Source organism: Acetobacter fabarum (assembly GCF_011516925.1).
GTDB lineage: Bacteria > Pseudomonadota > Alphaproteobacteria > Acetobacterales > Acetobacteraceae > Acetobacter > Acetobacter fabarum.
The window spans coordinates 1-22,182 of record NZ_WOTG01000003.1; the positions used below are offsets into that span (position 1 = coordinate 1).

Genomic DNA, 22,182 nt, shown 5'->3' on the forward strand with positions numbered 1-22,182 from the left:
CAACGCAGGTTACCCGTCGCCCATATCCTCAGATGGTCCGTCTTTCGACGAACACATCAGGCAAACGCTATGCGCTCTCACTCACAATACAAAATGCAACTGTAGTGCTAGGCTCAGGACCTATTAATTTATTGAAATGAACGAGAGGTTGTGATCACAGGCTCACCGATGGAGGGTGGGCATGTGAGTGATGTGTTTATGCTGTCTGAGCGCCAGATGGAGCGGATTGAGCCGTTTTTGCCTCTGGCGTACGGAGTGCCACGCGTGAATGACCGGCGTGTTCTGAGCGGGATCGTTTATGTCATCCGCAACAGCCTTCAGTGGAAGGATGCTCCGCAAGCGTATGGTCCACACAAGACTTTATACAACCGCTTTATCCGGTGGAGCCGTCTGGGTGTCTTTGACAGGATCTTTGTCGCCCTGACAGAGCAGGCTGGCCGTTCGAAGCGCTTGATGATTGATGCAACACACCTTAAGGCACACCGGACATCGGCGTCCCTGCTCAAAAAGGAGCTTTTCCCCGCCATATCGGACGGACAAAAGGCGGCCTGAACTCAAAACTTCATGCCGTGTGCGATGATCAGGACCGACCTGTCCGCCTTCATCTGACTGCGGGACAGGTCAGCGACTTCAGAGGCGCAGACGTGCTTCTGACAGATCTTCCCGATGAGATAGAAGAAGTCATCGGGGACAGAGGCTATGACAGCAACCGGGTCAGGTTATCGCTTGCAGAACGCAATATCACCGCCTGTATTCCCCCGAAAAAGAACCGGAAATCAAAGCAGCCTTACGACTGGCATCTATATAAGAAGCGCCATCTGATCGAAAACATCATCGCAAAGCTGAAGGACTGGCGACGTGTTGCAACCCGACAGCACAAAAAAAGTCGTTCAGCCGACGTGATGCAGACATGAAGCAAGAATGATGCAAACTGCTGCCAATCAATGAATGATTTTGAGGCATTAAGCGGGATGAATACCAAGCAACTCAACGAGACCAGCAAATTTCTTAGCTATGTTCTCAGGCATGAACCACACGCCATCGGCTTGCAGCTAGACAGCGAGGGCTGGGCAAATGTCGAATCCTTGGTAGCTGGTGCAGCTAAAGATGGGCGAATTTTAGATATCGCCCTGATTCAGGCTGTTGTCAGCAGCAGCGATAAAAAACGCTTCAGTCTCTCGGAAGATGGCCTGCGTATTCGCGCCGTACAGGGCCACTCAACTGCCAGTGTGAGCCTTCAGCACGTAGAGAAAGAGCCGCCAGAGTTTCTCTACCACGGCACCGCTACGCGCTTCTTGGAATCGATCCGCCAGCAAGGCTTGATCGCAGGCGCTCGTCACCATGTACACCTGTCGCAAGACATAACTACGGCTACTGCTGTCGGGCAACGCTATGGCGAACCTGTGGTACTAAAAATTGAAGCCCTGCGGATGCACCAACAGGGCTTCAAGTTTTTTCAGGCAGAGAATGGAGTCTGGTTAACTACACATGTACAAGCTGGGTTCATAAATCAACATAGCGATGACCTATAATCTGACGACTCCTTCTTAGCCGTCTCAAGCCAATCTGAGAAACTCTGATAAGACCTATTCTCCCAAGGCGACGCTTTGGGATTGGAGTAGTCATATATTCTTACCGGCGGATTACCCGAGAAATCCGCCCCATCAAAACACGCCAAAACAACCCACCCGTCATTATACAAGCCCGACTCATCATTAATTATTGCAAAGGGCACCAAGGGGTTATTAGGAAACTTCAAAAGCATCGCGCCAAAATAACACAGAGAGCCAGCCATATCTGCCGCCAGAACCCTCCAAGGATACAAATCTCGAGAGCAGCCACTAACAGCAAAATCAATATATTCTTGTGGCAATTTGAAACCATCAGGTAAGATGGGAGAGTCATACAGATATGCTTTCACTTCTTGCTCCCTGTAATTCGCGGAACCTCTGAAGTCCCATAAGCGTTGCTACTAGGTTCAGGACTCATTCTTTAATATAGAAGATGGCGCTTGCTGCGATATGGGTTGCGGATATGAAGGTATGAGCGCACCGGTCATATCGGGTTGCAACACGTCGCCAGTCCTTCAGCTTTGCGAACATATTTTCGATGAGGTGGCGCTTCTTATACAGATGCCAGTTGTACGGCGGCTTTGATTTCCTGTTTTTCTTTGGCGGAATACAGGCGGTGATGTTTCGGTCTGCTAGAAACTGTCTGATTTTATTGCTGTCGTATCCCCGATCGCCGATGACTTCCTCTGTCTCATCCGGCAGGTCCGACAGCAGCGCATCAGCGCATCAGCGCATCAGCGCATCAGCGCATCAGCGCATCAGCGCATCAGCGCCTTTGAAATCACTGACCTGTCCCACAGTCAAATGAAGCCGAACGGGTCGGCCCTGATCATCGCACACGGCATGAAGTTTTGAGTTCAGGCCGCCTTTTGTCCGTCCGATATGGCGGGGAAAAGCCGCTTTTTGAGCAAGGAGGCCGCTGTCCGGTGTACCTTGAGATGCGTTGCATCGATCATCAAGCGCTTTGAACGGCCAGTCTGCTCTGTCAACGAGACGAATATCCGGTCGAAGGCACCCAGTCGGCTCCATCGGATGAAGCGATTATACAAAGTCTTGTGCGGACCATACGCTTTCGGAGCATCCTTCCACTGAAGGCCGTTGCGGATAACATAAACAATCCCGCTTAGAACGCGCCGATCATCCACGCGTGGCACTCCGTGCGCCAGAGGGAAAAATGGCTCAACCCGTTCTATCTGCCTCTCAGACAGCAAAAACAAGTCACTCACAGTCTCACCTCCATCGGTAAGACTGTGAAACACAGAACACCGTTCAATTCAATAAATGAACAGGTCCTGAGTCTAGAGGTGTGATTCAGGCGAGATCACAACACACCCGCTCAGTTTGCGGCAGGCGCCCACTGCATCGGTATGCGACAGGTTGGTGAGACGCGCACGATACAGCCGTCCCTTTTTTGCCTGCACCACAGCAATTTGCACCCGTGCACCAGAGAGGGATGTGTTCTGGTGCTGTGCCCGCCCCGATGCCTGCTGCGCCAGAGCAGCGGAACCAAACGCGCCAACCTGAATAGCCCAGTTTCTGGCATCCACACCGCGTACCTTCCTGCTCAGTAAGGGGGCGGGTTCTGCGTGCGCCATGGGGATCAGGCGTAAACTGCCCCCTTTGCGCCCATCTGCCACGCTTAGCCGGGCCGGTTCGGGATCAGACACACCCGATTCGGTCAGAGGAGCGGGAATATATGCGGGTTCATCTGTTTCCGCCTCCCCCGCCTGAGCAACCTGCACGGGTGTCTCTGGGGTGGTCTGCGCGGTTGCTCCCAACCGTTTGGCCCATATGGCCCGTACATCCGATGGGCTTTCCGTCAGCCCATCCACTCTTGTTTTACGTGAAACAGGATGCCAGTCCTGCCCATAGGTGGCTGCGGGGGCACTGGCGGTATCTACCGTATCATCCCCAATGGCGTCCGCCACCTGCACGGGCTGCATGCTCCCCTGCTGCCGGGCCGACCATGCAGCCTGTACAGCACTTATGCCGCCAGCATTCCGGCCAGCGCCATTGCCAACTGCCCTTTGTGTAAAGGAATCATGGCTGGCCACCTGCATATCGGCCTGAGAGCGATTGAGGGGTGAAATACCCACAATGCGCCGCCCGATGGAGGCCACGTAATTCCGTGTCTCCCGCGGGAGGGTCCGGTTGCGGGTGATAAAATCTTCCAGACGTCCAGGGCCCGCATTATATGCGGCCAGAAAGCCGGGGGAGCCATAAACATCGTATAACTGCCGTAAATACGCAGTCCCCGCCATGATGTTATCGTGCGGTTCGTAGGCATCCCCACCCAGATTATACGCGGCGCGCATTTCATCATAGGTTGGGGGCATAAGCTGCATCAGGCCCATCGCACCGGGGCCGGATGTCACAAGCTGGCCGTCATGGAACAGCTTGCCGCCGGATTCCTGCTGGATAACGGCGCGCACCCATTCTTCTGGCACATCAAAGCGTTTGGAAGCTTCGCGGATATAAGGGCCCCACGGGTCTTCCGCCGGGCCGGGAGGCGCATAGTAGGACCGGGCATGAGCACGGTAGAACTCGGCTTCCTGCGCTATGGGAACATCCGTATCGCTTCCACCCGGCTGGCCAGCACAGGCCGCCAGCACAGCCAGCAGCCCCAGAGCAAGCACACCCCTGATACCACGCCCAAACCTGATGGGGGCATTACGGGCGGCACAACAGTCTTGCATCCTGGAAAAGGGCTGTCTGCCTGTCATGCTGTTTTATCCATCCTTGCCGTGGCACAGGAAAACCGGCCGGTTCCATGCTCACTCCCGCATGTCCGGACCAGAAAATACGCCCATGTGTTTATACGGGCCATACCCCACATGCAAGAAAACGCTCCACCCGCGTTCAAGCGTTTTGTGGCAGAACCGGCTTTACTATACGCAAACAACACGGACATGGCTATTTTTACCCATGGGCTGGCCAGAACATGCCAAAATCCCCAGCCGGAGACTGTGTTCTTCAACTTGGCTTATTTTATGGCACGCACACCCGCACGTAACAATTCTGATGCGTGTGGTTTGCCCTGCCACATGCCACCAGCAGCTTTTACAAAAAGCGGATAAACTTGAGCAAAAACCATGTTCCCATCATGATCAGAAAACACAGTCCACCCGCATCCACCGTGCCCCAGCGGCCATCGGTCAGGAACATGCCGCCCGTATTCATGCCAAAAAAGCCGGTGACCAGCGTTGCGGGGAGCATAAGAATGGTGCCCACGGTCAAAATATACAGCCGACGGTTGGTTTCTTCCGCCTGATTGGATGTCAGTTCATCCTGCAAGGAACGGGCCCGGTCCTGAAGGGCCAGAAGGTCATCGAGCGCAGCATGAACCTGCCGGTGCGAGCGGTCCTTCAGGTCGTCCTCGGCCCATTCGGGCAGTTCCAGTTCTTCATCACGGAAAATACGGTCCACGGGGGCCAGTACCCGCCGCAGTTCCGTGGAACGGCGGCGCACCATACCCAGCAGGCCGCTCACACGGCCCAGATCCGTATCCCGGTCGAGCATCAGCAGCACATCTTCCGCCCGGTCAAGCTGGTCATCCAGCCGGGCAAAGTCACGCCGCAATGTATCTGCAAATTCCAGCAGGGCGCGGTCCACCACCTTGGCGGGGGAGCGGGGTACCAGCCCACGCTTGAGTTCGTGGAACACAACACCAAGGGCGGGAATAGGGTGGCGGCGGGTGGTGAGCAGCAGGTCCGGCTCAAGGGCAAAACGCCACGTGCTGACGTTGCGATCATCATCGGTGGAGGTATCGTCAAACGCGGGGAGTGCGCCGAACACAATATCCCCCTCGTTTTCCAGCCGGGTGCTACGTTCCAGGTTGGTCAGAACCTGCCGCACTTCTTCCGGCAGGGAGGGAATGGTCTCGATCTGATGGCGGGACATGGTGTGGACAATATCAAAATGAAACCACGCCCAGCCTTCACCCTCGGCAAATTCGGGGGGGAAGTTCCCCGTTGTCAGGCGGTGGACCACCACATCGCGCTCAAGCTCCTGCGGCTCTTGACCGGGGCGGCAGTAAATGGCCCAGACCAGACCATCACGCAGCAGGGTTCCCCCTTCAGAAAGCAGATCGGTCAGTTGAGACAAGGTGGTTCCAGCCAATTCCGATCTCCCTGCTCTGCTAATCTGTTATGGGGGTTTTTTCCAATGCACCGCAAACCATCTGATTCTGCGGTAATAAAGACGTCAAGCAAACGCTATAACACGCACAAGCCACACAGAAAGGGGAGAGGTCAACCACCTCTCCCCTTTCTGGCTCATTATTTAAAGAGACCGTATTGTTGGCCGCCGTGGTGCGTTCCCCCGCTCCTGCCGGGGGCGGGCAGTGCCGCTGGGCCGGTTGTTGGATTTGAGAACAGGAGCCGCCGTAAGCTCGGCCTCAAGCTGGGCAATGCGTTTGCGCACACTCTCCTTGAGTGCAGGAGATGTGTGGGACTTCATGGCAGCCAGCGTTTCCTTCAGGTCACGCAGCTGCTTCTGTTTTTCCGGCAGGGAGCGCCGGATTGGCTGGTTATCAGACATCTGGCCGCGAAAAGCGCGCATGAACAGACCCTCCATCAAATCAAGACCGTGCGGCGGGGTCGCGGCACGGTTTATGTCTTAAAAATTTAATACCTGACCGCCTTGCCAAACCCACCGCGCACACTGCGCGGCACAGGCCCGGGCAAGGCTGTAACGGCTGGGCGAATGACCAGACAGTTTTTACGAATTGCGAAGAACACTGTCGCGCAACACATCAAGCAAGGCCTGACACTGCTCTTGCGTTCCCACCGTAACGCGCAACCACGCCATTGTGCGTTCACCCTTGAGGTGGCGGACAAGAATGGCCCGGGCTCTCAACTGCGCCGCGAGTTCTCCTGCATCACGATCGGGATGCCGAGTGTAAACAAAGTTTGCCATGGACGGCAAGACTTCAAAACCAAGTCCACGCAGTCCTTCGCTCAGCATCGTGCGGCTGTCCATAACCCGCTGCACGCTTTTGGCAAACCAGTCCTCATCCTCAACAGAGGCCAGAGCCCCCGCCTGTGCCAGACGGTCCAGCGGGTACGAGTTAAAGCTGTCCTTGACCCGCACCAGTGCCTCAATCAGATCAGGCTGCCCAAAGGCAAAACCCACCCGAGCCCCTGCCAACGCGCGGGATTTGGAAAAAGTCTGCACAACCAGCAGGTTAGGATAATCGCGGACCAGTTCCACCGCACTCTGTGCGCCAAAATCCACATAGGCTTCATCGACCAGCACCACCCGCTCGGGGTGCATCTCCAGCAGCTTGCTTATAGCATCCAGCCCCAGAGCAATACCTGTTGGCGCATTGGGGTTGGCAATGACCACGCCACTGCATGGACCGGTGTAATCCTCCACCGCAATGCCCATATCCGCACGCAATGGCACCATGCGGTAAGGCAGTTTGTACAGCCCACAGTAAACCTTGTAAAAACTGTAGCTGACATCGGGGAAGAGCAGCGGGTCCCCGTGTGCAAACAGAGCCTGAAAAGCGTGGGCCAGCACCTCGTCCGAACCATTACCAACAAACACATGGTCCGCACCCAGCCCCACACGCTGGCCCAGCGCCGTGCGCAGTGCCAAGGCTTCCGGGTCGGGGTAAAGGCGCAGGGTGTCATTAGTGGCGGCCTTTATGGCCTCCAGCGCACGGGGGGATGGGCCATAGGGCGATTCATTGGTGTTCAGCTTGATCAGATTAGCAATTTTTGGCTGCTCACCCGGCACGTAAGGCGTAAGGGTGTGAACAAGAGGGCTCCAGAAACGGCTCATTCCGATCATTCCATGCACATAAGTTGAACGGCCTGCGCTGGCAGGCCGTTGCTCAAAAAAGCTCAGTCAAAAAATCAGGCGCGGCACAGCCTTGCAGCAGTACCCCTGCATCAGGCTCAGGCGGAAACGCCTACCGCTTTTTTCAGGTCCTGCAACAATGCGCCATTGCCCTGCCGCTGGGCCAGGTCCAGGACATTCAGGCCCTCCCCATCACGCAGCAGCACATTGGCCCGCGCCCCAAGCAGCACACGGGCAACATCGTCCCGCCCGAACATGACCGCAAACATAAGCGGCGTGCGGCCTACGGCATTGGCGGCATCTACCTCGGCACCGGCGGCAAGCAGCATGCTCACCAAGGCAACATCCCCTTTAAACGCCACACCCGAAAGGGCGGTGGAGCCTTTTTCATCCTTCAGGTTCGGGTCCGCGCCACGGTCCAGCAGTATGCGCACGGCGTCCGTGTGCCCGTTATAGGCCGCCAGAATAAGGGGGGTGTACCCTTTTTCCATCCTGAGATTCGGGTCCATGCCAGCTTCAAGGAAGCGGGCCAGCAGGTCCGCATCCCCTTCTCTGGCTGCGTTAATAAACAGGGCTTCCACCTGCTCACGCGTAAAAGCCTGCCCGCCTTCTCCGGCTGCCGGATTGGCGGGGGCCTGCTCGGACTGTGTCCGTGTAGACTCTTCTGTCATGGCTGACCTCCGGAAAAAACGGTTTATCCTGATCAGGGCAACGTCCTGCCCTGCGCGATTGTTCCATTTTGTCACATTGCCTACCCACCGCAAAGCAACTTGTTGGCATATGGCGGGCGGGGAACATGGCAGAACAACAACTCTTTTGATATAATGGGTTGAACTGGATAACTCCGCAAGGGTTCCGCTCCCGGCAAGCTCGTCTCTTGCCGAAAAATGCAGAACCGTGGAATTGTGCAAAAACGTCTTTTCATGGGGCCTCGTGCGCAGGCCCCAACCCTATATTTGCGGGCTTTGGCACTAAAGCCCAGCTGGAGGACAGGCCCGCTATGCGCGTTTCTTTTTCTACCCCCCTGCGTGCACCTGCCGGGGCAGAAGCCGGTAGAGTGAACAGCCCCGATACGCTGTGCATCAACACCATCCGCACTCTGGTGATGGATGCCGTGCAGAACGCCAATTCCGGGCACCCCGGGGCCGCCATGTCCATGGCCCCTATTGCCTACACCCTGTGGCAGAACACCCTGAATTACGATCCCACTGCCCCGCTCTGGCCCAACCGTGACCGCTTTGTGCTGTCCATCGGCCATGCCTCCATGCTGCTTTACGCGCTTATTCATGTTGCAGGCATCCGGCAGGTCACCAACGGCAAGGTTACGGACGAACCCGCCCTGAGCGTGGAAGACCTCCGCCAGTTCCGCCAGTTTGGTTCCAAAACTCCCGGCCACCCCGAATACGGCCACACAACGGGGGTGGAAACCACAACAGGGCCGCTGGGTGCAGGCTGTGGCAATTCCGTAGGCATGGCCATTGCCGAAAAATGGCTGGCCGCGCGCTACAACATGCCCGGTTTTACGCTGTTCGACCACCATGTGTACACCCTGTGCGGGGATGGGGACATGATGGAAGGCGTATCCAGCGAGGCCGCTTCCCTTGCCGCACACCTGGAACTGGGCAACCTGACATGGATCTATGATTCCAACCGGATTTCCATCGAAGGCTCGACCGATGTTGCGTTTACCGAAAACGTAGCCGAACGCTTTGCCGCCTATGGCTGGCAGGTGCTTGAGCTCAAGGACGCCAACGACACAGCCGCTTTTGCAGAACTTCTGGCCCAGTCCCGCGCCCAGACCAGCAAACCCACCCTGATTATTGCGCACTCGGTTATTGCATGGGGGGCCCCGCACAAGGCTGGCAAGGCTTCCGCCCATGGTGAACCGCTGGGTGCGGAAGAAGTGCGCGAAACCAAAAAGTTCCTCAACTGGCCCGAAGACAGCAGCTTTGCCGTGCCCGATGCCGTTCTGCCGCACATGCGCGCAGGGCTTGGCGCACGCGGGCTGGCCGCACGCACGGCATGGGAAAAACTGTTCGCGGACTACCGCACCGCCCACCCGGAAAAAGCGGGCGAACTGGACGCCATTTTCAGCGGTACCCTGCCCGAAGGCTGGGATGCGGATATTCCGCTTTACCCGGCAGACGCCAAGGGCACTGCCTCGCGCGCCAGCTCGGGCGAAGTGCTGAACGCCGTTGCAGGCCGCCTGCCGTGGCTGCTGGGTGGTTCGGCCGATCTGGCCCCCTCCACCAAAACGCTGCTCAAGGGGCAGGAGAGTTTTCAGCCTGCCAAATGGGGTGGCAGCTATGCTGGCCGCAACTTCCATTTTGGTGTGCGCGAACACGCCATGGGCGCCATTGTAAATGGCATGGCCCTGTATGGCCTGCGCCCATATGGTGCAGGGTTCCTGATTTTTTCGGACTACATGAAGGCCCCTATCCGCCTGTCCGCCCTTATGGGGCTGCCGGTGACCTATATTTTCACCCACGATTCCATTGGCGTGGGCGAGGATGGGCCAACTCACCAGCCAATTGAGCAACTGGTGCAACTGCGTGCAACCCCCGGCCTGACCACCCTGCGCCCGGCAGATGCCAACGAAGTTGCCGAGGCTTGGCGCTACCTTATTGCCAACCGTTCCGGCCCTGCGGCACTGGCCCTGAGCCGCCAGAACCTGCCGACACTGGACCGCACACGCTATGCCCCGGCCTCTGGTCTGGCAAAAGGTGCTTACGTGCTGGCCAGCAGCGAACAGACCCCCCGGGTGATCCTGATCGCAACCGGCAGTGAACTTTCGCTGGCAGTCGAAGCGTATGAAACCTTGAGTGCCCAAGGCGTGCCTGCCCGCGTGGTTTCCATGCCAAGCTGGGAACTGTTTGAAGCGCAGCCACAATCTTACCGCGAAAGCGTTCTACCTTCCGCCGTTACGGGGCGCGTGGTGGTAGAAGCCGGCTCCCCCATTGGGTGGGACCGTTACGCTGGCCCCACCGGCACCATTATTGCCATGAACGACTTTGGCGCGTCTGGCCCGGCCAGCCAGCTGCTCAAGCACTTCGGCTTTACGGTGGATGCTGTTGTAGACGCCGCCCGCAAACAGGCAGGCTGAACCAGACAGCCCCTCTGGCGTAACGGTTACAGGACTAAAGCCCGGCTACTGCCAAACAGCAGCCGGGCAGGATAAGGATATGCACGTATGACCGCCTCTGTGCCAACAGGCAGCAACCCATTACAGGCCCTGGCCACGGTCCATCAGTCCCCCTGGCTGGACTTTATCCGCCGTTCCTTTGTGGAAGACGGCTCGCTGGCCAAACTGGTGCACAGTGGCGACATACGCGGCGTAACCTCCAACCCGGCCATCTTCCAGAAAGCCATGGGAGAAGGCACGGAATATGACCCGCAGATACGCGATATTCTGGCACATGAAACACTCTCCCCCGGCGCTCTGTACGAGCGGCTTGCCGTAGCCGACATTCAGGCCGCGGCCCATGTTCTGGCCCCTGTTTACGAGCAGACCAAAGGCCGCGACGGGTTTGTAAGCCTTGAAGTGTCCCCCTATCTGGCGCGGGACGAGGCCGGGACTGCGCATGAAGCAAAACGGCTGTGGGCAGATGTAAACGCCCCGAACCTGATGATCAAAATCCCTGCAACACCGCAGAGCATTCCGGCCATCCGCCAGAGCATTGCCGCAGGGATTAACGTTAACGTCACACTCATTTTCTCACTCGCAGCCTATGCGGATGTGGTGGAAGCATGGCTGAGCGGGCTGGAAGACCTCAAGGCCCGCGGGGGGGATCTGTCCCGCGTGGCCTCTGTGGCCTCGTTCTTTGTCAGCCGGATTGATGGCAAGATTGACGCCGTCATAGACCAGCGGACCAAAGCAGCGGACAAGGACGCAGAGCACCTTAAAAGCCTGCGCGGCAAGGTTGCCATAGCCAACGCCAAAATGGCCTATGCCTACTGGCAGAACATCATGCAGACCCCGCGCTGGAAAGCGCTGGAAGACGCCGGGGCACAGACCCAGCGCCTGCTATGGGCTTCCACCGGCACCAAGGACAAAACCTATAGCGATGTGCTGTACGTGGACACGCTTATAGGCCCGCAGACAGTCAACACCCTGCCCCCTGCCACCATGGATGCCTTCCGCGACCACGGCACGGTCAGCGAAAGCCTGACACAGGGCGTGGCCGAAGCCCGCAAGGTGATGGAAGAGGCCGAACGCCTTGGCCTTGATCTGGATAGCGTAACCACCACGCTGCTCAATGAAGGTGTGAGCGCGTTTGAAGATGCGTTTGACGCCCTCCTTGGTTCCGTTGCGGCCAAACAGATCGCCCTGATGGGCAACAAGCTGACCACATCCAAAGCCAACCTGCCAGCCGACCTGCAAACGGCGCTGGATACGGGGCTGGAAGCATGGCGCAAGGATGGCACCATCCGCCGGCTGTGGCGCAAGGATGCCTCCGTCTGGACCGGCAACTCCGAATCCGACTGGCTGAACTGGCTGGATGTTGTGGACGAACGGCTGGCCCATGTGGATGAGCTGGAAGCGTTTCAGGCCGAGGTCAAGGCGCGCGGCTTCAAGCAGGTGCTGCTGATGGGCATGGGCGGCTCCAGCATGGGGCCGGAAGTGCTGGCCATGACCTTTGGCAAGCACGAAGGCTTTGGCCACCTGTATGTGCTGGACAGCACGGACCCGCAGCAGGTTGCGGCCTTTGAGCGCAAAATAGACCCCGAGCACACGCTGTTTATTGTTGCCTCCAAATCCGGCAGCACGCTTGAGCCCAATATTATGCTGTCCTATTTTCAGGATCTGGCCAAGCGCGCCCTCAAGGATAAAGCAGGCGCGCATTTTGTAGCCATTACAGACCCCGGCTCCAAGCTGGAGGCACTGGCCCGGCAGGAAGGGTTCTGGAAGGTTTTTGCAGGCGACCCCAAAATTGGCGGGCGCTATTCCATTCTCTCCAACTTCGGGCTTGTACCAGCGGCTGCCGCCGGTGTGCCCATCCGCCTGTTTTTGGAAGATGCCCTGCGTGGCGTGCGCCTGTGCGATGCCAGCGTGCCACCCGCGCTCAACCCCGGTGTGCAGCTTGGCACACTTATGGGCGTTGCCGCTCAGGCACTGGGCCGCGACAAGCTGAGCATTATTGCCACACCCCAGATTGCAAGCTTTGGTGCATGGCTGGAGCAGCTGGTGGCGGAATCCACCGGCAAGCACGGCAAGGGCATTATTCCGGTTGATAACGAAACTCTGGGTGGTCCCAGCCGCTATGGCCACGACCGGCTGTTTGTTTACCTGCGTCTGGCCCCCGAACACCGGCATGAGCAGGATGAAGCCATTGCAACCCTGATCGAAGCCGGGCAGCCGGTGCTGACCATCACCTTGCACAACAAGCGCCAGATTGCGCAGGAGTTCTTCCGCTGGGAGGTGGCAACCGCTGTTGCCGGGGCTTTTCTGGGCATAGACCCGTTTGACCAGCCCGATGTGGAATCCACAAAAATCGAAACGCGCAAGCTGACCGCAGCTTACGAACAGACCGGCACGCTGCCTGCACAGGCTCCGTTTGCCGAATTTGGGCCTCTAGCCTTTTATACGGACCCCACCAACGCCGCTGCCGTAAAGGCCGAGAGCGCCTGTGGTGTTCTCAAGGCCCATTTTGACCGCGTAAAACCGGGTGACTACGTGGCCCTGCTCGCCTTTATCGAGCGTAACCGCGAAACGGCAGAATGGCTCCAGCACATCCGCCTGCATGTGCGTGATGCCAAAACCATTGCCACCTCAACAGGTTTTGGGCCGCGCTTCCTCCACTCCACAGGGCAGGCTTATAAAGGTGGCCCCAATACGGGGGTGTTCCTCCAGATTACGGCAGACAATGCGCGTGACCTGCCCGTACCCGGCACCAGCTACACGTTTGGCGTGGTCAAGGCCGCACAGGCCCGTGGTGATTTTGACGTGCTGAGCGAGCGCAAACGCCGCGCCCTGCGCGTGCATATCCGTGGCAATCTCAAGGAAGGGCTTGCAGCACTGGCCTCCGCCCTGCATGACGCCCTGTAATAAAGACTGAAAGCGGAGAGAGATCATGCAGATAGGCATTGTTGGGCTGGGCAGGATGGGGGGCAACATTGCCGTCCGCCTGACACGCTTTGGGCACGACGTTGTTGTGTACGACCGGGACGCCGCAGCGGTGGAAAAAACCGTGGCACGGGCAGAACCCGGCCGCGCAGCAGGGGCAAGCAGTCTGGCCGATGTTGTTGCGCAGCTACGTGGCCCCAGAAAAATTGTGTGGTCCATGCTCCCCGCCGGCGACATTACGGAAGAAACCGTTATGTCTCTTGCCGGGCTAATGGGCCGGGGCGACATCGTTATTGATGGTGGCAACACCTACTACAAGGACGATATTCGCCGCGCCAAGGTGCTAGCCGAAAAAGGGATTGATTACCTTGATATTGGCACATCCGGCGGCGTGTGGGGGCTGGATCGGGGCTACTGCATGATGTACGGCGGCGCCAAAGAAGCCGCTGACCATATTGACCCCATTCTGGCAGCACTTGCTCCGGGCATGGGGGACATCCCCCGCACTCCCGAGCGTGACCGCGAAGGGCTGGACCCGCGGGCCGAGCAGGGGTACCTGTATTGTGGTCCGGCGGGGTCGGGTCATTTTGTCAAAATGGTCCATAACGGCATTGAATACGGCATGATGCAGGCCTTTGCCGAAGGCTTTGACGTTATGTACCGCAAGGACTCCCCGCTTCTGGCCGAGGACGAACGGTTCTCGCTTAACATGGCCGATATTGCCGAAGTCTGGCGCCGGGGTAGCGTGGTGTCCTCCTGGCTGCTGGACCTGACGGCACAAGCCCTTGCCAATAACGGCGAACTTTCCAAATTCAGTGGGGAGGTCAGCGATTCGGGCGAAGGCCGCTGGACCATTGAAGCCGCGATTGAAGAAGCCGTGCCCGTGCCGGTCATGACGGCCGCACTGTTTACGCGCTTTCGTTCACGCAGTGACAATACATTTGCAGAAAAAATCCTGTCCGCCATGCGCTTCGGCTTTGGCGGCCACGTAGAAAGCAAAGGCTAAACGCCTTTTACCCCCGGCCCTTATACGGGCCGGGGCATTGGGGGAAGAACACAATGGCAGGCTTTGGGCAGAACAGGCATGGCCCCGAACGCCCCCCTGCCCGCCAGATCCGCCTTGTTGTTTCCGACATGGATGGCACACTGCTCACCCCGGACAAGCAGGTTACCCCCCAAAGCATGGCGGCAGCGCAGGCATTACAGCTTGCGGGCGTGCCCCTCTGCCTTGTTAGCAGCCGCCCCCCCGGTGGGATGGAAATGTATTTTGGGCAGTTAAGGGTCAGCACTCCTTATGGCGCGCTTAATGGCGGCACCCTGTTCAACCCCGACCGGACCATCCGCTCCAGCCTCTCACTCGCCCCGCAAACCGTGCAGGAAGCACTGAACCTGCTGGCTGCCCCGCAGGTGGACCCGTGGCTGTTCCGTGGGCATGAGTGGCTTGTACGCGATGCGCAGAACCCCCTTGTGCTGGCAGAAAGCCGGACCGTGCAAAGCACACCAACACAAGTGAGCGACCTGCGTGCCTACGTGCATGATATTGGCAAGGTTACCGGCTCCACCACAGACCACGCCATGCTACAGGCGCAGGAAGCCCTGATAGGCCGCAAACTGGCAGGGCAGGCCAGTGTTGCCCTCTCCAGCAAATGGTTTTTGGACATTACCCCCCTGCACGCCAACAAAGGGCATGCCGTGCGCCAACTGGCCGCTGACTACGGCATAAGTGTGAGCGAAGTTGCCTGTATTGGGGATATGAACAACGACATTCCCATGCTGGCCATTGCCGGGCTTGCTATTGCAATGGGCCAGTCCACCCCGGATGTGCAGGCCTACGCGCATTGCATAACCACCCCCAACACGCAGGAGGGCTGGGCCCGCGCGATAACGGAGTTTGTGCTGCCCCGTTGCCATACAGCCCCCACCCTGCACTATGCTCCCGCCCCTGCAAATGCGGCACCCGCTCCATGAGTATGAAAGACCCCATGATGCCCGGACAGACCACCGCCACTGGAACCATGCATGTTTTTCCCCACCGGGAGGCGCTGATAACCGGACTGGCGGACTGGCTGCTCGAACGCAGCCTTGCCAAGGCTGATACAGCACCGTTCCGGCTGGCGCTTAGCGGGGGTTCCACCCCCCAGCATCTGTATGCCCTTATGGCCAGCACACCCTATGTTGCGCGCTTTCCGTGGCATAATATGCAGTTTTTTATTGGGGATGACCGCTTTGTGCCCCATGACCATGCCGATAGCAATTTTGGCATGATGCAGCGTCTGCTTTTTTCAAAAGCCCCTATTCCTGCCGACAACATTTTTCCCATGCCAGACCATGGGCTGGCCGAAAATGCTGCTGGAGCGTACGAACAGACCCTGAAAAACCTTTACGGAGCCAAGGATTTTTCACCAGAGCGGCCTTTTTTTGATGTGCAGCTGCTGGGCATTGGCACGGACGGGCATACGGCCTCACTTTTTCCAGGCCAGCCTGTGCTCGACAACCGTAGCGCATGGGTTGCAAGCTGCGTGCCTCCCGTGGCACCCCATACCCGCCTGACGCTGACCTACCCTGCCATTCATTCCAGCCAGCATGTGGTTTTTTTGGTGGAAGGTGCCGCCAAACGGGATATTCTGGCCCGCATTCGTGCGCAGGACCCCGCATGCCCGGCCAGCGCGGTTACGGCGCAAGGCGAACTGATATGGTTTACAGACCAGGCCGCAGCCCCATCGGGCCAAGAATAACAAGGACAAACAGACAGATGACAACCACCACACCCGACCCCGCCGCAGCCTTTAAGCAGCAGTCCGCCGTAAAAGCCGCATCTCTGGTGCAAAGCGGTATGGCCGTGGGCCTTGGCACCGGCTCCACCGCCAAATTTGTGGTTGCTGAACTTGGCCGCCGCATTCGCGAGGAAGGGCTGCGGATTACCGCCATTCCCACATCCATCGTGACAGAAAAGCAGGCCCGTGAAGAGGGTATTCCCCTGACCACCTTTGGCCAGCAGCCCGAGCTTGATCTGGCCATAGATGGCGCGGATGAAATTGAACCCAAAACCCTGAACCTGATCAAAGGGCTGGGCGGCGCACTCCTGTGGGAAAAAATTGTGGCAGCCGCAGCAGCCCAGTTTGTGGTGGTAGCTGATGCCAGCAAATACGTGGACCACTTAGGCATGCGCTGCCCCCTACCTGTAGAGGTTATTCCCTTTGGATGGGAAAATGCTGCACGCAAGCTGGGGCTTTTGGGGGCGCAGGTTACACCGCGCCGCATGCGCGATGGGTCTTTTTTTCTCACGGATGAGAAAAACCTGATCATGGATTGTGTTTTTCCAGCCATTATGGAGCCCGAAGAGCTGAGCCACGCCCTGTATGGCATTGTTGGCGTGGTAGAACATGGGCTGTTCCTGCACATGGCCACACAGACCATTACCGCAGGCCCGGAAGGTATTCGGATCATCACACCACAAGGGAGCTAGGCATGTCTTTGAACAGTTCAGCTTTTCCGCCCGGGCATGTTCTGCCCGCCCAGCCTGCGGCACATGGTATTGGCAAACGCCTTATTGTTGTCATGGGGGTTTGTGGGTCTGGTAAAACCACTATTGCCGAGGGCCTGCATAACGAACTGGGCTGGCCATGGCTGGATGCAGACACCCTGCACGATGCCAGCAGCATTACCAAAATGCGCGATGGTATTCCCCTGACCGACACAGACCGCAAAGCATGGCTGGAGCGGTGCCACGCATGGCTCAAATCCTGCGCGGAACGCAATACCGGTGGTATTCTGGCGTGCTCGGCACTCAAGCGTGCATATCGCACGATGCTGCGTGCACAGGGGCTGACTGTGCAGTTTGTTTATCTGCATGCAGATGAAGGAACTTTGCACACGCGCCTAAGCACACGCACAGGCCATTTTATGCCCCCCGAACAACTGCCCAACCAGTTGGAAACACTCGAACCCCCACACCCGGACGAGGCTGCATGGTCCTTGCCAACCCTGCACCAGCCAGCAGAAACCATTGCCGAGATCATGGGTCTGCTCAAAGCCAGCAAACACTGAAAGACCGCCAGTTATGGGGCATAACTACGCCAAACCACTGACCTCGGGCCAAAAAATGGAACGCCTGTTAGGCCGCATTCCCCCATCGTGGCATGTGGTGGTGGAGCGGCAGGCGGGGGAGGCCCAATGGCGGGCACTGGCCCATGCCCCCGGGCAGGATGGCGCATGGAGTGACCTCCACCCCGACCCGGCCGATGCACTGGAAGATAGCTGGCGCCGTAACCGCACGGTTACGGTCTGACGTTAAAAACCCAATAGTTCGCCATCCGCGCATAACATGAGCCATAAAGCTCAGGCTTTCCGTTTTGCTGCCTGCCTGCCGGTCTGGGGTTTATTGTAAGGCTTGCCGGTCAGGGGGTTTATGCGTGCTGTGCGGGTGCGCTGGGGCGTTGGGTCTGGCACAACATAAGCCTGTATGCCCTCCACCTGCCGGGCACGGGCAAAACGCTGCGCGTGCGATAACTGCGCTGCGTAATACAGAACCCTGTCCCCCACCATAACACTATGTTTGCGCACGCTCTGCCGCCTTCTGCTGGTATGGCTGCGGGGCTTTTGCCTCCCCCGCCGATGTGGCTTGCAAGCCGCCTGTCCATATTTTAATATATCTGAAATTAGGATAAGCGCATGACCTTCCACCGCCCCAGATATTTCAGCCTGCCACGCATTATGGCAGCCATGGCTGCAAGCCTCGCTTTTTGCGCTCCCCTGCACGCACAGGCCCGCCTTGTAACAGATATGAGTGGCGCAACGGTCGAGATCAAGGATGGCGCCCCCCCCATTGCCGACCTGTGGTTTGCCCATAACGAAATAAGCGTCATGCTGGGTGCGGCACCGCGCATACGGGTCACGGCGGAAAATCCGGGCGATAATCCCTGGCTTTTCAAAATTTCTCCCGTTCTGTACATGGCGCATATGGGTGTCAAACCCGATACGGCCAGCGCGGAATACCTGCTGGCCAACAGAATTGGCCTGACATTTGTGCCCACCAAAGCCAAGGCAGAAGAGCTCAGGCGCGCAGGCGTGGCAGCCCTTGCTGCCGAATACAAGACCATGCCAGACCTGCTGAGTTCGCTGGACATGAGTGCCGAGGCCATTGGCACGCAGGAGGCCCATAATACCGCCAAGCGTTACCGCCAGGAAATGGAGCGTGTGCTGGAGCTGCTCAAGTTCCGCACGGCACAGGTTCCTGCGACCGAGCGCCCGCGCGTGCTCCACATTGCCCGTTTTTCCCCCCTGCAGATTGATGGGCAGAAAACCCTGATTGATGCCTGGATTCAGGCCGCCGGGGGCATCAACGCCGCAAAAATTGCAGGCAATCACCGGCCAGTCAGCTTTGAGCAGATCGCTGTGTGGAACCCCGATGTGGTTATTGTGGATTCCGCCGCCGGGGAACTACCCGAATCTTCCCCCCTGCGTACGCTCAACGCATTCCAGCAGCAAAAATGGTGGACCAACCCCAAAGGGGTATTTGCGTGGGACCGCTACGGCTGCGAGGCCCTGCTACAGGTCCAGTGGGTTGCAAAAAAACTCCACCCCACCTTGTTCGCGGACCTGGATATACGGACCGCACTGCGCAATTTTTACAATATCTTCTTCCGCTACCATCTGAGCGAGGATGATATTTCGCGCATTCTGGCAGCACAGCCCCCTGCCCCATAAGCCAGCGCAATAGCAGGCTGCCCCATAAGCGGTATGGCATTCATACATCTTATTGGACGCCCTGCCCCCATGCTGTTATGCCATGCAGCATGACAGCGTTGCTGGAACACCTGCGCTCCCATAAGACGCCAGCCCGGTGGCTTGCGGCCCTGCGGGCACTGGTGCGCACGGATTCGCTCTGGCTGCTTGTTCTGGGGGCCATAACCGGCGTGCTGGCAGGGCTGGCCGTAAGCCTGATCACCTTTACCACCCTGCTCGCCCATAATCTGCTGGCTCCCGGTTACAAGCGTCTGTCCGGGCTGGAGCATGTGGCTCCCTGGCGCGCCCTGCTGGTACCAGCCATTGGTGGCCTGCTGCTGGGGCTTTGGCATTACACCTTGCAACGCCACAACCGCCACAGACCGGTTGACCCGATCGAGGCCAATGCCCTGCATGGGGGGCGCATGTCCCTGCGGGATAGCCTGATTGTAACGGGGCAGACCATTCTTTCCAACGGCTGTGGTATTTCTCTTGGGCTGGAAGCCGGATTTACCCAGATTGGCGCGGCCTTTGGCTCGCGCATCGGGCGCAACCTGCGCATGCACCGGGCTGATGTACGCCTGCTTGTGGGGTGTGGCGCAGCCGGGGCCATTGGTGGCGCTTTTGATGCCCCCCTCGCAGGGGCATTTTACGCATTTGAACTGATTATAGGTTCCTACGCTTTTCCCCTGCTGGCCCCGGTTGCCTGCGCCTCCTTATGTGCGCTGGCTGTTGTGCATCTGACGGGGGAAACACTCCCCGCCATTACCATGACCATTCCGCAGGATATTCCAGCACTGGCCTACCCCCTTCTGACGGTGCTGGGGGGCATTTCCGCCCTGATCGGCGTTGCACTCATGAAAAGTGCCGCCTACGCGGAACAGATTTTTGCGGTGTGCATCAAACCCCTGTGGCTGCGGCCCATGGTGGGGGGGCTGCTGGTCGGCGGGCTGGCCATTATATCCCCCACCGTTCTGTCTTCGGGCCATATTGCCATGCGGGCGGGGCTGGTCAGCCCCCCCCTGTTCTGGGCCGCATTGGGGCTTTTGCTGCTCAAGGCGGCCGCCTCTACCCTCTCAATCGGGTCGGGGTTCAGGGGGGGACTGTTTTTTGCCTCGCTTTATCTGGGGGTGCTGACCGGGGCCGCTTTTGCCAGTGTGGTTGCTCCTGTTATGGATCTTTCTCTGGGGCTGTGCACGATTGCAGGCATGTGCGCGCTGGCCACCGCCATTATTGGCGGACCGCTGACCATGATCCTGCTCACGCTGGAAACCACCCACAGCGCCAACCTGACCGCCGCCGTAGCCCTGACTGCCCTTGTTGCCTCCTTTACGGTCAAACGCATTTTTGGCTACTCCTTCGCCACATGGCGCTTCCACCTGCGGGGAGAAAATATTCGCTCCGGTGTAGATGTGGGGTGGATGCGCACCTTAACCGTAGGCCGCATGATGCGCACGGAGCTGGATACGCTAGCCGCAGACACAACCGTTGCTACGGCCCGCACAAACTTTGCCGGGCGCATGCCCCGCTATATCGTGCTGCACAATGGCCAGAACCATTACGCCGGACTGCTGGAAAGCAACCTGATCCAGTCTATTACCATTGCCCCCGACCAGCCCCTTTCCGCTCTGGTGGAGCATGACGGGGAAGTGCTTTCCCCCGATTTTTCAATCGGGCATGCCGTCGCCGCCTTTGAGCGCACAACCCGCCCGGCACTGGCCGTAACAGACAGGGAAGGCCATGTGCTGGGTATTCTCAGCGAGCGTTACGTCCTGCGCCGTTACGCGGAAGAACTCGAACGCACCCGCCGCGAACTGGCGGGGGAAAAACACGGCAAATAACCCGGCAACCGCCTGCCTCCGCGCCACGTAGCACGGACGTGATCGCCCGGCCTCTTTTGCCCCGCACGGCTACCCCCCATAATAACAGGGTCTGATTGTTATCAAAAACCGGCGGTGTCCCATGCCTGCTGCACCTGTTGTTCCATCCTCCATGCAAGCAATCTGCTTTACCGAACCCGGAGAGCCAGACGTTTTGCACCTTGAAACCCTACAGGTTCCCCAACCCGGCCGGGGGGAAGTGCTGGTACGCGTCATGGCCGCAGGCGTTAACCGCCCCGACCTTATGCAGCGCAAGGGACTTTACCCCCCTCCGCCCGGAGCCTGCCCCCGGCTTGGGCTGGAAATAGCGGGCGAAGTGGTCGCCTGTGGCCTGCCACAGGAGGGCACCCCCATGCCCGAACCCGGCAGCCGTGTATGCGCCTTAACCAATGGCGGCGGCTATGCGCAGTACTGCCTTGTGCCCGCAGGCCAGTGCCTGCCATGGCCCAAGGGTTTTAATGCCGAGCAGGCCGCCGCACTGCCGGAAACCTATTTTACCGTCTGGTCCAACCTGTTCATGCCGACCATGCCCGAACCCGGTGCACGGGTGCTGATCCATGGCGGCACCAGCGGTATTGGTACAACGGCCATTCAGCTTGTCAAAGCCTTTGGCGGGCAGGCTTTTGCAACCGCTGGCACAGATGAAAAATGCGCCCTGTGCACGGAGCTGGGGGCCACTGCCATTAACTACCGCACAGAAGATTTTTTAACCCGTATTCGCGAACTGACCCACGATCAGGGCGTGAACATTATTCTGGACATGATTGGCGGCGCGTACTTCAACCGCAACCTCAAATCCCTCACGCTTGATGGCCGGCTGGTCATTATTGCCCTTCAGGGAGGAGCCAAGGCGGAACAGGCCGATCTGGCCCGGATTATGACCCGCCGCCTGACCGTAACAGGTAGCAGCCTGCGCCCCAGAGACAGCGCCAACAAGGCCCGCATTGCCCGCGAACTGCATGAGCGGGTATGGCCCCTGCTGGACCGGGGGAGCATAAAACCGCTTATCCATGCCACCTTCCCGCTCGCACAGGCCAATCAGGCGCACAAGGCGCTGGAGGAAGGTAACCACATTGGCAAAATTGTCTTAACGGTCTCCCCCGCCTAAAAGGAAAGATACAAGAGCAGGGGCAACCCT

Annotated in this window: 20 protein-coding genes and 1 pseudogene; 14 read left to right on the plus strand and 7 right to left on the minus strand. The window is 58.5% G+C overall.

Going from position 1 to position 22,182, the window contains the following annotated elements:
- Positions 1-183: 183 nt before the first annotated feature.
- Genes GOB83_RS14790 through GOB83_RS05650 form a run of 3 tightly spaced genes read left to right on the plus strand, consistent with a single transcriptional unit; the run spans position 184 to position 1,532 of the window.
- Positions 184-552: a transposase gene (locus GOB83_RS14790; RefSeq protein WP_198911991.1), complete on the plus strand. Its 369-nt coding sequence runs from the start codon at positions 184-186 to the stop codon at positions 550-552.
- Positions 549-914, plus strand: coding sequence for an IS5 family transposase (locus GOB83_RS14795; RefSeq protein ID WP_198911993.1), 366 nt, complete (start codon positions 549-551; stop codon positions 912-914). Before GOB83_RS14790 ends, GOB83_RS14795 begins: the two co-directional genes overlap by 4 nt.
- Before the next feature lie 30 nt (positions 915-944).
- On the plus strand, positions 945-1,532 hold the full coding sequence (locus GOB83_RS05650; RefSeq protein ID WP_242005749.1) for an RNA 2'-phosphotransferase: 588 nt from the start codon (positions 945-947) through the stop codon (positions 1,530-1,532).
- A gap of 453 nt (positions 1,533-1,985) precedes the next feature.
- Here GOB83_RS05650 and GOB83_RS05655 read toward each other — a convergent pair.
- From GOB83_RS05655 to GOB83_RS05680, 6 genes and pseudogenes are all read right to left on the minus strand, one after another.
- Positions 1,986-2,797: pseudogene (locus GOB83_RS05655) on the minus strand (IS5 family transposase).
- A 72-nt stretch (positions 2,798-2,869) separates the two neighbouring features.
- Positions 2,870-4,294 (minus strand): lytic transglycosylase domain-containing protein, encoded by a 1,425-nt coding sequence (locus GOB83_RS05660; protein WP_165925497.1) that lies wholly within the window; start codon positions 4,292-4,294, stop codon positions 2,870-2,872.
- 337 nt (positions 4,295-4,631) lie between these two features.
- Complete coding sequence (locus GOB83_RS05665; protein ID WP_373321601.1) at positions 4,632-5,690, minus strand: transporter; 1,059 nt, start codon at positions 5,688-5,690, stop codon at positions 4,632-4,634.
- 162 nt (positions 5,691-5,852) lie between these two features.
- The gene (locus GOB83_RS05670) at positions 5,853-6,131 is read right to left on the minus strand and encodes a hypothetical protein (protein ID WP_086646257.1); all 279 of its coding nucleotides are present in this window, start codon (positions 6,129-6,131) and stop codon (positions 5,853-5,855) included.
- 159 nt (positions 6,132-6,290) lie between these two features.
- Complete coding sequence (hisC, locus tag GOB83_RS05675) at positions 6,291-7,358, minus strand: histidinol-phosphate transaminase (RefSeq protein WP_165925498.1); 1,068 nt, start codon at positions 7,356-7,358, stop codon at positions 6,291-6,293.
- Between the two features lie 116 nt (positions 7,359-7,474).
- Entirely contained in the window at positions 7,475-8,047 is a 573-nt protein-coding gene (locus GOB83_RS05680) for an ankyrin repeat domain-containing protein (RefSeq protein WP_165925499.1), read from the minus strand.
- 329 nt (positions 8,048-8,376) lie between these two features.
- Here GOB83_RS05680 and tkt point away from each other — a divergent pair, with 329 nt between their 5' ends.
- From tkt to GOB83_RS05720, 8 genes are all read left to right on the plus strand, one after another.
- A complete protein-coding gene (tkt, locus tag GOB83_RS05685; RefSeq protein WP_165925500.1) occupies positions 8,377-10,479 on the plus strand; it encodes a transketolase in 2,103 nt (700 codons plus the stop codon).
- Between the two features lie 87 nt (positions 10,480-10,566).
- On the plus strand, positions 10,567-13,422 hold the full coding sequence (locus GOB83_RS05690; protein WP_165925501.1) for a bifunctional transaldolase/phosoglucose isomerase: 2,856 nt from the start codon (positions 10,567-10,569) through the stop codon (positions 13,420-13,422).
- A gap of 25 nt (positions 13,423-13,447) precedes the next feature.
- Positions 13,448-14,446, plus strand: a complete 999-nt coding sequence (gene gnd, locus GOB83_RS05695) for a phosphogluconate dehydrogenase (NAD(+)-dependent, decarboxylating) (protein WP_165925502.1) — start codon at positions 13,448-13,450, stop codon at positions 14,444-14,446.
- Between the two features lie 53 nt (positions 14,447-14,499).
- Complete coding sequence (locus GOB83_RS05700) at positions 14,500-15,408, plus strand: HAD family hydrolase (RefSeq protein ID WP_165925503.1); 909 nt, start codon at positions 14,500-14,502, stop codon at positions 15,406-15,408.
- Between the two features lie 17 nt (positions 15,409-15,425).
- Entirely contained in the window at positions 15,426-16,175 is a 750-nt protein-coding gene (gene pgl, locus GOB83_RS05705; RefSeq protein WP_165925627.1) for a 6-phosphogluconolactonase, read from the plus strand.
- 17 nt (positions 16,176-16,192) lie between these two features.
- Positions 16,193-16,906: a ribose-5-phosphate isomerase RpiA gene (rpiA, locus tag GOB83_RS05710; protein WP_086646237.1), complete on the plus strand. Its 714-nt coding sequence runs from the start codon at positions 16,193-16,195 to the stop codon at positions 16,904-16,906.
- Positions 16,907-16,908: 2 nt separating this feature from the next.
- Positions 16,909-17,487 carry a gluconokinase gene (locus tag GOB83_RS05715; RefSeq protein ID WP_086646238.1) on the plus strand — a complete coding sequence of 193 codons (579 nt, stop codon included), beginning with the start codon at positions 16,909-16,911 and terminating at the stop codon, positions 17,485-17,487.
- Between the two features lie 13 nt (positions 17,488-17,500).
- Positions 17,501-17,728, plus strand: coding sequence for a hypothetical protein (locus tag GOB83_RS05720; protein ID WP_086646239.1), 228 nt, complete (start codon positions 17,501-17,503; stop codon positions 17,726-17,728).
- 50 nt (positions 17,729-17,778) lie between these two features.
- Here the strand turns inward: GOB83_RS05720 and GOB83_RS05725 are convergent, their stop codons facing one another.
- The gene (locus tag GOB83_RS05725) at positions 17,779-18,003 is read right to left on the minus strand and encodes a hypothetical protein (RefSeq protein WP_264802570.1); all 225 of its coding nucleotides are present in this window, start codon (positions 18,001-18,003) and stop codon (positions 17,779-17,781) included.
- Between the two features lie 108 nt (positions 18,004-18,111).
- Here GOB83_RS05725 and GOB83_RS05730 point away from each other — a divergent pair, with 108 nt between their 5' ends.
- The 3 genes from GOB83_RS05730 (at position 18,112) to GOB83_RS05740 (ending at position 22,152) form a co-directional block, all read left to right on the plus strand.
- Positions 18,112-19,146: a TroA family protein gene (locus GOB83_RS05730; protein WP_242005750.1), complete on the plus strand. Its 1,035-nt coding sequence runs from the start codon at positions 18,112-18,114 to the stop codon at positions 19,144-19,146.
- A gap of 89 nt (positions 19,147-19,235) precedes the next feature.
- On the plus strand, positions 19,236-21,005 hold the full coding sequence (locus GOB83_RS05735) for a chloride channel protein (protein WP_165925504.1): 1,770 nt from the start codon (positions 19,236-19,238) through the stop codon (positions 21,003-21,005).
- 121 nt (positions 21,006-21,126) lie between these two features.
- Entirely contained in the window at positions 21,127-22,152 is a 1,026-nt protein-coding gene (locus GOB83_RS05740; RefSeq protein WP_165925505.1) for an NAD(P)H-quinone oxidoreductase, read from the plus strand.
- Positions 22,153-22,182 lie beyond the last annotated feature (30 nt).